This window comes from Flagellimonas profundi (assembly GCF_017313275.1).
Lineage (GTDB): Bacteria > Bacteroidota > Bacteroidia > Flavobacteriales > Flavobacteriaceae > Flagellimonas > Flagellimonas profundi.
The window spans coordinates 719,365-733,256 of sequence record NZ_JAFLNM010000002.1; the positions used below are offsets into that span (position 1 = coordinate 719,365).

At 41.2% G+C, this 13,892-nt stretch carries 11 protein-coding genes; 8 read left to right on the plus strand and 3 right to left on the minus strand.

Features of this window, described 5'->3' with window-relative positions; genetic code table 11:
- Positions 1–153: 153 nt before the first annotated feature.
- The 3 genes from J0654_RS12215 to J0654_RS12225 are packed head-to-tail and all read right to left on the minus strand — an operon-like array spanning position 154 to position 4,210.
- Positions 154–2,721 carry a TonB-dependent receptor plug domain-containing protein gene (locus J0654_RS12215; protein WP_207029347.1) on the minus strand — a complete coding sequence of 856 codons (2,568 nt, stop codon included), beginning with the start codon at positions 2,719–2,721 and terminating at the stop codon, positions 154–156.
- Between the two features lie 3 nt (positions 2,722–2,724).
- On the minus strand, positions 2,725–3,645 hold the full coding sequence (locus J0654_RS12220; RefSeq protein WP_207029349.1) for a FecR family protein: 921 nt from the start codon (positions 3,643–3,645) through the stop codon (positions 2,725–2,727).
- A gap of 43 nt (positions 3,646–3,688) precedes the next feature.
- Positions 3,689–4,210 carry an RNA polymerase sigma factor gene (locus J0654_RS12225; RefSeq protein WP_207029351.1) on the minus strand — a complete coding sequence of 174 codons (522 nt, stop codon included), beginning with the start codon at positions 4,208–4,210 and terminating at the stop codon, positions 3,689–3,691.
- A gap of 113 nt (positions 4,211–4,323) precedes the next feature.
- Here J0654_RS12225 and J0654_RS12230 point away from each other — a divergent pair, with 113 nt between their 5' ends.
- From J0654_RS12230 to J0654_RS12265, 8 genes are all read left to right on the plus strand, one after another.
- Positions 4,324–4,767: a thioredoxin family protein gene (locus tag J0654_RS12230; RefSeq protein ID WP_207029353.1), complete on the plus strand. Its 444-nt coding sequence runs from the start codon at positions 4,324–4,326 to the stop codon at positions 4,765–4,767.
- Positions 4,768–4,804: 37 nt separating this feature from the next.
- Positions 4,805–5,821 (plus strand): FAD:protein FMN transferase, encoded by a 1,017-nt coding sequence (locus J0654_RS12235; RefSeq protein ID WP_237685978.1) that lies wholly within the window; start codon positions 4,805–4,807, stop codon positions 5,819–5,821.
- An 8-nt stretch (positions 5,822–5,829) separates the two neighbouring features.
- Complete coding sequence (locus tag J0654_RS12240; protein WP_207029357.1) at positions 5,830–6,039, plus strand: DUF4266 domain-containing protein; 210 nt, start codon at positions 5,830–5,832, stop codon at positions 6,037–6,039.
- A 7-nt stretch (positions 6,040–6,046) separates the two neighbouring features.
- On the plus strand, positions 6,047–7,540 hold the full coding sequence (locus tag J0654_RS12245; protein ID WP_207029616.1) for a DUF3570 domain-containing protein: 1,494 nt from the start codon (positions 6,047–6,049) through the stop codon (positions 7,538–7,540).
- Between the two features lie 16 nt (positions 7,541–7,556).
- The gene (locus J0654_RS12250; RefSeq protein ID WP_207029359.1) at positions 7,557–9,524 is read left to right on the plus strand and encodes an LTA synthase family protein; all 1,968 of its coding nucleotides are present in this window, start codon (positions 7,557–7,559) and stop codon (positions 9,522–9,524) included.
- A complete protein-coding gene (locus J0654_RS12255; protein ID WP_207029361.1) occupies positions 9,521–10,408 on the plus strand; it encodes a diacylglycerol/lipid kinase family protein in 888 nt (295 codons plus the stop codon). Before J0654_RS12250 ends, J0654_RS12255 begins: the two co-directional genes overlap by 4 nt.
- A gap of 399 nt (positions 10,409–10,807) precedes the next feature.
- Positions 10,808–12,082 (plus strand): ribonucleotide-diphosphate reductase subunit beta, encoded by a 1,275-nt coding sequence (locus J0654_RS12260; protein ID WP_207029363.1) that lies wholly within the window; start codon positions 10,808–10,810, stop codon positions 12,080–12,082.
- Between the two features lie 3 nt (positions 12,083–12,085).
- Complete coding sequence (locus J0654_RS12265) at positions 12,086–13,876, plus strand: ribonucleoside-diphosphate reductase subunit alpha (protein WP_207029365.1); 1,791 nt, start codon at positions 12,086–12,088, stop codon at positions 13,874–13,876.
- Positions 13,877–13,892: the final 16 nt, after the last annotated feature.

Below are 13,892 nucleotides of genomic sequence, written 5' to 3' on the forward strand. Positions count from 1 at the left end.
CACAAACAGAAAAAACGTTTTAAATATTTGATATACAGTCAAATAAGTGCAAATCATATCAAATAAAATTATCTGCGAATACACTCCCAAGGTACTTTAAAATTAAAGCCCTGACAATTATGTCGGGGCTTTTTATTTTGGTGTACTTTGGGTTTAGAAAAATACCCTTATGGTAAGGTTTGGCGTAAAGCCCAAAGAGCTCCTCTGTATTACCTGTTCCAAAAGGAGCTGGTCGTTTTGTTGAGTGGTTCTATGCAGAATGGCGAGCGGAACAATGCGATTGTAAATGTTCAATGCGGAAAAACCGATCTGCATAAACGAAGAATTCTGATGCATCGGGAACTTGTAGGTTATGGAAGCATCCAATCTATGAAAATTAGGTAACCGACCATTGTTTAAGGTTTCAAAAACAACCTCTTTAGTTTCTTCATCATAGTTTTTTATTGGGGTAAATGGCGTTCCAGACCTGTATTGCCAACCTATTGAAAACTGAAAGTTATTTACATCCAAACTATTGGATATTCTAAAACTGTGGGGAATGTCGTTGTTACCTGCAAAACTATTTTCCTGGATCTGGTCAAAAGTAAAATTCACATTGCTATAGGAATAGCCTGTCCAGATTCTGTAGTTCTGAATGCGCTTTTTTAATAATACATCCATTCCTATAATGTTACTTTTTCCTTCGCTAAGGTAGGGTTGGGGTAGATTAAAACCTTGGCTGTAGGAAGTTAACCCTTTTAAACTTTTGTAGTAAGCTTCGGCATCAAGGGTCCAGCCATTTTTGTTAAAAAGCAAACCTGTCGAAAACTGCTTGCTTTGTAGTAAAGGGTAATTTGCATTGTCTGACAATCTCCATAAATTATTGTCCAACCTTAGCTCGGTTTGGTTGAACTCAATAAGTTGCGAAATGGGCTGGTTTCTCCGCTCTAATCCTGCTCTGATTTTAAGTGATTTGTTTACGGTAAGCTCAAAGTTTAGCCTAGGCTCCAGATACAAGTTTCCTAAACTGCCATAATGAACAGCTCTAAGCCCAAACCTAAAAATTCCCCCCTTGTTTCTTCTGAAGGAGTATTCCCCAAATAGAACATTTTTTAGGTTGCTATCCTGCACGGGCAGGCTCATATTGTTGTTTGGATCAATAGTTGATATACTGCTCAGGTCAATTTCCAGATTGGTGTTCGAGAGTTGGTAACCAAAGCTTAGCAGGTCATTGTTTTTAAAGATTCTATCCGATTTTAGCTCCAATCCAAAGTCACTTATCCTATTTCCCCTAATATTGGTTTCTTCCAGTGTTTCTCCTATATATTCTTCATTTTGATAATAGGAATCGTAGGAAGAAAAGTAGGCTGTGATCTGATCGGTTTGCGATGAAGAGGTGCTGTGGAGCCAATTAATGCTGATGCCCCCATTGCCTGTTGCCAATGAATCATTTTTGGTTTCGCCCTCACTGGCAAAGGAAAACAGTGTACGGTTCCTCGTCATTAATGCACTAATGGAAATCTTGTCTTCCGGCGATGGCCGGTATACATATTTAGCATTGACATCGTAAAACCTAAATTCATTTTCACTGGTGTCATAAGTATAGCCATCATCAGAATTTACGTTTAAGGGGTTACCGCTGCTATCGGTAATTCGACCGGAGTTATTGAAAATTTTCTTGGCATAGGCTTCATAAGTAGGGGTCTTGTAAATGTCCAAAAAGGCATTTCGGGCGTAAACCGATATCGACGACTTTTTTGAAATGGGTGCCTTTATATAGCCATCAATGCTCAATCCATCAATTCCAAGGCCTCCCGATAACGCTTTGGCCACATCATTGTCGGTACTAAGATCAATAATTCCTGAAACCCTGTCACCATAAGCGGCACTGGTGGCGGTCTTAAAAATAGTGGCTTTCTCGGTGGCATACGGGTTAAACCTGGATAACATGCCGTACAAATACCCTGAATTGAATACTCGGATATGGTCAAAAAGCACCAAATTTTGATCGGATGTGCCCCCGTGTATTTGTATTCCGGAAGCCGATTCGTCCAAACTGGAAACGCCTGGAATAAGTTGAATGCTTTGCAAGATATCGGGTGTGGTTTGTCCGGGGATAGACCCCAATGGCTCTTGGGTGACGGTTATAGATCCGTCCCGATTCCTATCGATCCCTGTAGTAATATAGGAGGTGACGACAACCTCTTTGAGCACCTTGTATGCTGGTGTAAGGTATATGGAGGTACAGGTTTCTTTGGGTTTAATGGTTATGGACTTATATCCGGCAGCTTCTATGCGATGCTCTGTCTTTTTGGAGTTTTCAAACTGGATCAACCCTCTTTTGTCGGTTTCAAGTACTATAGTTGAGTCCACTATTACCTCATTTTCAGAAATGGGTAAGCGCGTCTCTTGATCCAAAAGGTAAATACAGCTATTTTTTTTAAGTGGTACGGGAACAATGATTACCTGTGGTTGTCCATCTATTTTTTCAAAATGCAATCCTGTCTGGGCTTCCAGGAGACCTAAAACGTCATCAAAAGATAAACCTTCTGCAAAAACAGTAATGGTTTTATTCTCCACAAGGTCCTCGGCGTAAGAAAAATTAAGCTTTGTTTCCTTTTCCAGTTCTTGGATCACATCCTTTAAAGGGGTTTCTCTAAATTCAAGGAATAGATTTTCTTGGGCATGGGACGCGAAAATGCCCAGAAGGAACACAAATAATACAGTTATAAAACACCTCATTTCTTATTCAGACAAGGTAACAATTCTTTGGTCTGCTGAAACATGATATTTGATACCCATGGGTTCCATCGTGGTTTTTAGGGCGTTTTCTAGATTGTTATGAGTAAAATTTCCGGTGAATTTTCGGTTTACATCAATTGAGTTCCATTTGAACTCAACAGGGTATTGGAGCATAAGTTCGTCCAACACCTCCGAAAGTGGCTGCTCCGAAAAGGAGGAGTGTCCATTCCTCCAGTCGGGAGTGCTTTGGGAAATTTCCTTTTGATGGATTTTGCCATTTACCACTTGTATTTCCATTCCTTGGGTAAGCTCCAGTGCGGACAGATTTGCATTCATAGGCTTAAATGTGATGGTCCCTTCATAGCATTGTACCTTTAAGTCCTTACGGTTGTTAATGTTAAATTGGGTCCCTAAAACCGAAACCGTTCCTTTATTGGTGTTTACCGTAAACCCTTTTCCGGATTTAATGTTAAAAAAAGCTTCCCCATCAAAGTCGACCGCACGATCTTCCTCCCAATTAAAGCGTTTATAGGATAGTGTGGAATTGGCATTCAATGCAATTATGGACCCATCGGCAAGAAGCACTGTCTCTTTTTCGCCGATTCCGGTGGAATAGGTTTTGGTTCCATAAAAATAGGTGTAGGCTACAAATAAAATGGCAATACATGCCGCTGCGGCTGAAAACACCCACAAGCGTTTTACTTTATTCTCTTTTTGGGCATTTTGATTTTTGGAAGTAACAAGGGAGAGCGCCTTTTCCACATCAATTTCAGTTACGCTCAATGATTTGGCCGCATCGTCGATGGCCATAATTTCCTTATAGACATCGGATGTCTTGAACCCGGACAACTCTTCTTCGCTTAAGTCATCGGCAATCCAGCGGGCCAAAAAATCTTCATTGGCGTAGGTATCCTTCATAGGCATTTACTCTCTTATTTAAATGACAGTTTAACAACCATTTACCCTATTAAAATTTTAATTCTTTTCCAAGTTGGTCCCTTAACATTAATAAAGCCTTGCTCATTCTACGTTCAATGGCCTTTACGCCAAGCCCCAATATTTCTGCGATTTCGGAATAGGTTTTCTTTTCCACTCTACTCAAAAGATAAACTTCCCTTTCTTTTTGGGGCAAGGAAGCGATGGCGGTCTTTAGTTTTTCGTGAAATTCATCCATTTGCATTAAATATTCTGGATTTTCATTGTCCACGGAAGGGGCTGTCTTTTGCAAATGCTTCCATACAATTTTCTCATGTGCCACTTCATTGAGAAAAGAGTTGTTGGCCGCCCTATATAAGTATGCCTTTACTTTGGAAAAAGAGACAGTGGAACACAATTTCCAAAGTTTCACAAAAACATCCTGTACAATGTCCTCGGCCTGTTGTAGGTCCCCACATTTATAATAAACGAATCGTGTCACCGCCTCGTAGTGTGCACGAAATATTTGATTGTAGGTTTTTTGTTCACAAATGGATGGTTCTTCCTGTGTCATGTTCTGTTTTGGGCGAAACTACTTTAACATAGTGCACAAAAATAATTAGAAAAAAATAGGGTGTTCCGTTTTTTGGCTGTCTAAGTATTGGAAAAAGAAATTAATACTTAGTTATGGACAACAAAAAATGGTTTGCGCTCTTGGTCATCTGTTGCACTTTTTTCTCTCATGATCTCTTGGCGCAAGATTGGCAGACCGACTTTGATGAGGCTCAAGATTTGGCCCAGAAGAACAATAAAAACATTGTTTTGGTCTTCCAAGGTTCCGACTGGTGCGCACCATGTATAAAGCTGGATCGCGAAATATGGAGTTCCAGTGAATTTCAGGATTTAGCAAAGGATTATTTTGTGATGCTCAAGGCGGATTTTCCTCGAAGAAAAAAGAATCAATTGCCCGAAGCACAGGAGGCAAAGAATAAATCCTTGGCCGCAAAGTATAATCCCAATGGGTATTTTCCGTATGTGGTGGTCTTAAACCCATCTGGAAAAGTTTTGGGACAGGCCGGTTACGAAAAAACAAGTCCGAAAGCCTACTTCAACAAGTTGAACTCTTTTTAAGGATACCGTTATGTTGATAATAAGGCAAATCACCACCATGCTGTTCCTTCTCGTTTCGATTTTCGGGTATTCGGAAAGTTTGCAGACTACTTTAAGCGATACAACGCCTGGACCAAAGGTGTATCAGCGGACCTTAAAATTGATGGGAAGTCGGTTTGATCTTACCGTGGTGGCAGAAAATCAAGAAAAGGGCAATGAGTATATTGATTTGGCCATATCGGAGATTTCCAGAATCGAAAAACTTATTTCATCCTGGGACCCCCTATCACAGACATCTGCCATTAATCGCAATGCCGGATTAAAACCTATTAAAGTGGACCCGGAGCTATTTCAACTTATCGAAAGAGCGTTAAAAATTTCCAATTTGATCCAGGGCGCTTTTGATATCAGTTATGCTTCCATGGACCGTATCTGGAAGTTTGATGGTTCTGTTACGGAAATGCCCCCTAAGGAAACTATAAAACAATCTGTGGCCAAGGTAGGGTACCAAAACATCATATTGGACCGCGGTAAACAAACAGTTTTTCTGAAAAATAAAGGAATGAAAATTGGTTTTGGTGCCATAGGTAAGGGATATGCCGCGGACAAGGCCAAGGCATTATTGGTGGAGCAAGGTGTAAAGTCAGGGATTATCAATGCGTCAGGAGATTTAAATGCTTGGGGCACCCAGCCCAACGGTAAGGATTGGATGGTGGCCATTGTTAACCCATTGAACAAAAGCAAGGTTTTTTCATGGCTACCAGTAAAAAATCAGTCTGTCGTCACCTCCGGAAATTATGAAAAATATATCGTTCTCAACGGTGAACGTTACTCCCACATCATAGACCCTAGGACCGGGTACCCCAGCAAAGGAATTTTGAGCGCCACGATTTTCACAAAGAATGCGGAACTGGCCGATGCCTTGGCCACCTCAATATTTGTAATGGGAGTTGAAACCGGTCTTGATTTTATCAATCAATTAAAAGGAGTGGAATGCATTATTGTGGACCTGGACAATAAGGTGATTACCTCTAAAAACATAGCGTTGAAAGAAATAGAAAAGCAAACTAGATAAAGTTAAATATGAAGAAGATTTTAATTGCCTTGTGCGGTTTGTTAAGTATGTCGTCCTGTGTGGTACTGCACGAATATGATAAAGTAAGCATCAATGATCCGGATATGGTTCTGGCCGATAAAAAGCTCGCAAAGTTTGAAACCAATTATCAGGTATATCGCGAAGGTGCATCGGGTGGAAATGGAGGTAAAACAGGAGGTGGCTGTGGATGTAATTGATCTAAAGATGCAAAGAGCGATTTGGATATTGTTTTTATGCCCGCTAGTTGGTCTGGCGCAACAATCGAATACCGAGGGATATAAAAAACGTGTGTTGGAGTCCACTGAGGTGGATATTCTGTCCAGCTATTATGAACAAACCGGTAACAACGCTTCTGTTACAGGAGGTATTGGCACAGAACAATTAACGGATGTCGCACCATCCATTGTGGTAAGTATTCCATTGAATGACGATGATGTTTTAACAGTGGATGCCGGTATTTCGACCTATACCTCGGCATCTTCGAGTAATTTGAACCCCTTCGATCTGACCAATTCCGGCTCTGGTGTAAGTGGAGCGTCCGGTACTTCTGGTGTAGGGGTAGGTGGTGACGACGACGATGAATTTGATGATGACAACGGTAGTAATTATTCAGGTGCTATTGGAAGCCCTTGGGCCGCTTCTTCCGGAGCTTCCAGACAGGATACTTGGGGTGGAATAACAGTGGCATATGCCCATAGCTCGGATGATAGAAACCAGATATGGAATGCCAATGCGTCCTTTGCCACGGAGTATGACTACCTGTCTTTGGGTTTTGGAGGTGGAATTACGAAGCTATTTAATGAAAAAAACACCGAAATAAGTGTAAAGGGAAGTGTGTTTTTGGATACGTGGTTGCCCAGATACCCTACCGAGTTGGATAGTTATCTGGAAGCGGGAAACAACCTGAACAGTGGATTTTTCAATAGGGTTGATATTTTGGACAGTAGCGGTGCTGTGACAGATAAAAACGGAGCAGACACCTGGAGGCCTGTTAATGGGTTTAGTTTGATTTCAGATAAAAAACGGAACAGTTTTGCCCTATCGGTATCTTTTTCCCAAATCTTGGGCAAGCATACCCAGGTGTCTTTATTTGCCGATGTGGTGAGCCAACAGGGATGGCTCGCCAATCCGATGCAGCGTGTGTATTTTGCCGACGTTCCAAATTATTTTATTGGAAACCCGGCCAGTATACCGTATTACGCTTCTTCCAGAAACACCGATGTTTTTATGCTGGCAGACGATATGGAGCGGTTGCCGGACAACAGAATGAGGTTTCCTGTTGGGATACGCTTGAACCACTATTTTAATGAGGTGGTTACAGTACGCACCTATTACCGATATTATTTGGATGATTGGGGGCTGCAGGCGCACACGGCAAGTATCGAGGTTCCTGTTAAGGTTTCTCAGAACTTTACATTGTATCCTTCCTACCGGTATTACACGCAAAATCAGATAGATTATTTTGCCCCTTTCGACACCCATCTTTCTACAGAACAGTATTACACTTCCGACTTTGATTTGTCCGCCTATGATGCCCATCAGGTTGGGTTTGGGGTCAGCTACACGGATATTTTCACCAAGTTCAGGACATTGCATTTTGGGCTCAAGAGCATTGATTTTAAGTATAACAACTATCATAGGACTACGGGTCTCAAAGCCAATTATATTGGGCTGGGATTCAAGTTCGTAATGGATTAAAAAAAGTAGTTTACCAATGTTTAAAAATATTTTCCCATCACGTTTTTCAATTATCAATGCTTTTACAGTGTTGTTTTTGATGGTTTCTTCCCTAGTTAGGGTTATTTTTTTGACCCTGGATTTTTCACAGGTTGAACATTCATTTTTTGGATTGATCAAGGTTTTCTTCGTCGGCTTTTTCTTTGATGTAGGCACCATATCTTTTTTCTATGTTGTGGGTACCCTATATTTTTTAATGTTGCCAAAGCGGTTTTATGGTTCAATTTTTGACCGGGTATTGTCTTATTTTGGATTGGCGGTCGGTTTGTTGGTGGTTTATTTTTCCTTTTTTGCCGAGATCACTTTCTGGGACGAGTTCCAAAGAAGATTCAATTTTATTGCCGTGGATTACCTGATCTATACCTACGAGGTGGTCAAGAATATCAACGAGTCCTATCCTTTGCCTGTTCTTATTGGGGGCATGTTGCTTCTGGTTGTACTTACCATATGGTTTTTTAAGAGAAAAGGGGTTTTTAAAATGGCGTTTGGTTCAACAAACGGTTTTCGTCAAAAGTCTGTGCCTACAATTGTTGCGTTGGCTGTTATGTTGTTTTACAGTGGGATCGTGGAAAATGAGCAAGCCGAACTATCGAACAACCGATATAACAATGAACTCTCCAAGGCAGGTATATATTCATTCTTTGCTGCATTCAGGAACAACGAGCTCAGCTACACCGACTTCTATCGAACCTTACCGGAAAAGAAAGCCTTCGCTGCTGTGAAGAAACATCTAAAAGCTCCTTCGGATAGCCTTCTTTTTCCAGAAAAGAACATTCTAAGGCTTGTAAAGGGAGGCTTGGAAAAAAGACCCAATGTGATTCTAATATGCGTGGAGAGTTTGAGTGCGGATTATTTGGGTGTTTTTGGGAACCAAGACGGACTTACACCCCATCTTGACTCCATTGCCAAGGCCGAGACGTATTTTACCAATTTATATGCTACGGGAACAAGAACGGTTCGGGGAATGGAAGCCATAACCCTGGCGGTTCCCCCAACACCGGGACGGAGCATTGTGAAAAGGGAACACAACCAAGGCCTCTTTACTATTGGTGAAGTGTTTAAAAGTAAGGGATATAGTAGGACTTTTTTTTATGGGGGAGATGGCTATTTCGACAATATGGACAAGTTCTTCAGTGGGAATGGATTCAATATTGTGGATAGGGGAAGAGGCTTTTTACCATCAGGGGATATTGTTACCCAACGAAAGAACATCGAAGATGATGAGGTGACCTTTGAAAATGCATGGGGCGTGTGCGACGAAGATATTTTTAGCAAGGTCTTGAAGGAAGCTGATTTGGCTTCAAATCAAGGAACCCCCTTTTTTAACTTTATAATGACCACTTCGAATCACAAGCCCTATACCTATCCGGAAGGGCGAATAGATATTCCTTCAGGAACAGGAAGGAGTGGAGCGGTCAAGTATACGGATTATGCTATTGGAGACTTTTTTCGAAAAGCCAAGACCAAATCCTGGTACAGGAATACGGTGTTTATTGTTATGGCCGACCACTGCGCAAGTAGTGCAGGTAAATGGGAATTGGATGTGGCCCATTACCGTATTCCGGCCATACTTGTAAATCTTGATGGGTTTAAACAAGCACAGATTGATCGGCAATGTTCACAGATCGATGTAATTCCAACCCTTTTTTCACTTTTGGGTTGGGAGTATAAAAACAATTTCTTTGGAAGGGATGTCTTCAGTATGAAACCTTCGGAACAAAGGGCGTTTATCGGAAACTACAGGAAACTTGGGTTGCTGAGGTCAAATGATTTGATGGTCTTGGGAGATGGTAAGACGGCCAATCAATATAAATGGGACCAAAAGGACAATAGTTTGAAAAAGGAATCCGTGGATACATTTTTTTTGAACGAGACCATTTCTTTTTACCAATTGGCCGATTATCTCTACAACCATGGAGGGCTTGATGCAAACCTTGCGAAATGAAAAATATCCATTTTATTGTAAACCCGATAGCTGGCAAGGGAGGGGCTGTGATGGATATGGCCACTTTGTCCAAATACTTCGATCAAACGGAATACCAAATAACCTTAAAAGTCTCCGATTATGCTGGACATGCCACAAAACTTACCAAAGCGTCCCTTAATGATGGCGCAAAAATAATTGTGGCCTGCGGAGGCGATGGAACAATCAATGAAGTGGCTTCATGTTTGGTCCATACCAATGTTTTATTGGGAATTGTACCCATGGGTTCTGGAAATGGATTGGCGGAAAGCCTTAAGATACCTCGAAACATTAAAAAAGTGGTCCAAGTTATTAAAGGGGGCAAAACAAATAGGATAGATGTGGCCATGGTAAATGGCAGACCCTTTTTTAGTAATATGGGAATCGGTTTTGACGCAAAGGTAATCTCCAACTATAATTCCTGTGGGCAACGAAGACTTTGGGCCTATCTAAAAGCTGTCATAAAATCCATTAAGGATTTTAAAAATAATGAAAGGATCAAAGTAGAGCTCAATGGAAAAACATACAATACAAACCCTTTCATGTTTTTTGTATCAAACTCAAAAGTGATGGGTTATGATATTTCTTTGACCAGAATGGCTTCTTTGCAAGATGGATTGTTGGATGTGGTTATCATTGATAACTTGACAAGGGGTGAAATATTAGTTCTCGGATTTTTTGTCCTGCTCAGACTCAACCAGTATCTCAAAAAAGTAAAGTATTTTAAAGTAAAAGAGCTAAAGTTGGCTTTCGAGGAGAAATGTGCGGACCGTCTCATGCAAGCTGATGGGGAGCTACATCACTTAAATGAGTCTGAGCTGTGTGTCACCATTGAAGAAAGGGCTTTGAGCGTTCTGGTTCCCTAAATTTGGTCTTTTCTTTTTCCTGATTAACCGATGGTCTCAACCATTGTTGATAAGATCTTTTAATATGTGGATGCCCCAATCTTTTCAAGGTGATCTAAAAATTGTCTTGAATTCTTTTTCTTTTCTTTGATTTTACTCAATCCCACATACTTACTGGGTTCAATTCTCTTACTAACAGTTTTTGTTAAAAAACTGTGAAAAAAAATTTGAACCTTACAGTTGCTGGTGGCTTTTTTTCCGAGCCCTTATTCTACGTTTGTTCCGAAGGATTTTTGTTGTTCCAAAACACAAATGTTGATAAAAGTGTTAAGAACCTGATCGGGGCAACTTAAAATCGAAGTAAAGAAAATGTGAATTTTACGTTCAAGCTATTTTTTACAACTCCAAACCGTTTTCTTCATGCAGATTACTCATATAACTAAAAGGGATTTTAGTACGCAAGAATTTGATTTACACAAGATTACAAATGCAATCTTGAAAGCCATGACAGCTGTGGAGCATGGCCAGATCACCGATGCGCAGACCATTGCCAGCAACGTAAATAAAGTGTTGTTGGAGAGAAAAAGTCAAGATGAACATTATTTGCCGACCGTAGAGGAAGTTCAAGATGTTGTGGAGAACGAACTCATGGATAGTGAGTTCCACAATGCGGCAAAAGCCTACATTATTTATAGGAACAAAAGGGCTCAGATGCGTGAGTCGGATATTTTCGAGAAACGTATCAACCTGAAGCCTTACGAGTATCCACAATTATATGAGTACGTACCGGCAATCCGACACTCATACTGGATTCATACCGAATTCAATTTCACGAGTGACATCCAGGATTTTAAATCCGGGTTGACGGAGGTTGAGCGAAGTGCCATCAAAAACACCATGCTTGCCATTTCACAAATAGAAGTAGCGGTAAAAACGTTCTGGGGAGATATCTACCACAGAATGCCCAAACCAGAAATAGGTTCTGTTGGAGCCACCTTTGCCGAAAGTGAAGTTCGTCACCACGATGCGTATTCACACCTATTGGAAATTTTGGGATTGAACAGGGAGTTCGAGACCCTGAAGAAAAAGCCTGTGATCATGAAAAGGGTGCAGTATTTGGAGACTGCACTTAAAAATGCAAAAAGTGAGAACAACAAGGAGTATGCAGAATCCATTTTGCTCTTCTCTCTTTTTATTGAGCACGTTTCCCTATTCTCCCAGTTTTTGATCATTATGGCATTCAATAAGCACAAAAACGTATTGAAGGGGATTTCCAATGTTGTTGAGGCCACTTCCAAAGAAGAGCAGATCCATGGAGATTTTGGTATTGATGTGATCAACATCATCAAAAAAGAACACCCAGAGTGGTTCGATGATGAATACAAGGCAATGATTCAGGATATCTGTGAGAAAGCATTTGATGCGGAGAGTAAAATAGTGGATTGGATTTTTGAGGCGGGTGAACTGGATTTCTTGCCAAAAAATTTGGTGAACGAATTCATCAAAAACAGATTCAACAATTCATTGGAGAGCATCGGAATCTCCAAAATATTCGATGTTGACCAAAAACTATTGGAGCAGACCGAATGGTTCGATGACGAAATCATTGGAACAAAACACGGAGACTTTTTTGTAAAAAGATCCATCAACTATAGCAAAAGAACACAAAGTATAACTAGCGACGACCTTTTTTAAATTATGGAGAAGAGAACACAAATAACCCCGACCACTGACCAAAAACAAGACAACAAAACACAAGAACTTGTAAACGCAAGAAAGGATACCTTGTCCAAACTCAAAAGTGAAGAAGGCAAGGGATTTGAATGGTTGAACGAATATAGCCGCCAATTTTTGGCATCAGGATACCTTACCGAAGGGGTGAGCCCGGAGGAACGTATCCGTGAGATTGGAGATAGGGCAGAGGAGATTTTGCAGATTCCGGGGTATTCGGACAAATTCTACGGCTACATGTCCGAAGGGTTCTTCTCATTGGCTTCTCCTGTATGGTCCAATTTTGGGAAAAAGCGTGGGTTGCCCATCAGTTGCTTTGGCTCCCATATCGACGATGATATGGGGAACATCCTTTACACCCAGTCAGAGGTGGGGATGATGTCCAAACTTGGGGGTGGAACATCTGGTTTTTTCGGTAAGATCAGGCACAGGGGAGCACCTGTTAAAAACAACGGACAGGCTTCTGGAGCTGTGCATATTATGCAGTTGTTCGAATCCATGGTCGATGTGGTAAGTCAAGGATCGGTTCGTCGCGGTCGCTTTTCTCCATATTTACCTATTGACCATAAGGACATTATGGAATTCTTGGAAATCGGAACCGAAGGAAACCCTATCCAACAATTGACCCACGGTGTAACGGTGACGAACCAATGGATGCAGGAAATGATCGAGGGCGATCTTGAAAAAAGAACCATTTGGGCCAAAGTGCTGCAGCGTAGAGGAGAAATGGGATACCCATATGTGTTCTTCTCCGACAATGCCAACGATGGGGCCGCGGATGTTTATAAAGATAAGAACCACCGTATCCACGCCAGTAACCTGTGCACGGAAATCATGTTGCCATCCAACGATGACTGGTCTTTTGTATGTGTGCTTTCCAGTATCAACCTGATGCATTACGACAAATGGAAAAAGACGGATGCCGTGGAGACCATGGTTCACTTCCTGGATGCCGTGATCACCGAGTTTATCGAAAAATTGGAAACGTACAGGGATTCATCCGACAGGGATGACCAACAAACGTTCCTATTTATGGAAAGAGCCTACAATTTTGCAAAACAAAACCGTTCATTGGGTCTAGGTGCATTGGGATGGCACTCTCTTTTGCAATCCAAAAGATTGGCCTTCAACAGCCAAGAAGCCTATAACCTGAACAGCGAGATTTTTAGGGAGATCAAAGAACGCTCCTATAAGGCTTCGGAACAATTGGCGGAACGATTTGGAGAGCCCGAAGTATTAAAGGGCTATGGAAGACGCAACGCTACATTGAATGCAATTGCACCGACTACTTCGTCAGCATTTATTTTGGGTCAGGTGTCCCAAGGAATTGAGCCTATCTGGTCCAATTGTTATGTAAAGGATATCGCCAAGATCAAGACTACCATCAAAAACCCATTTTTAATGGAATTGTTGGAAGAAAAAGGACAAAATACGCCTGAAGTCTGGAAGAGTATCCGCGATATGGATGGTTCCGTACAGCATTTGGAATTCTTGACCGAAGAAGAAAAAGCTGTATTTAAAACGTATTCAGAATTAGATCAGTTGGATATTATCTATCAAGCGGCCAACAGACAAAACCATATTGATCAGGGACAATCGGTGAATATTATCGTACACCCCGATATGCCTACAAAAGATATCAATAAAATCCATGTTACCGCATGGAAACTGGGTCTAAAATCCTTGTATTACCAGCACAGCATGAATGCCGCACAAAAATTCAAACAAAAGAAAGATTGTGTGAGCTGCGAAGCATAAATAGCCAATAACCAAT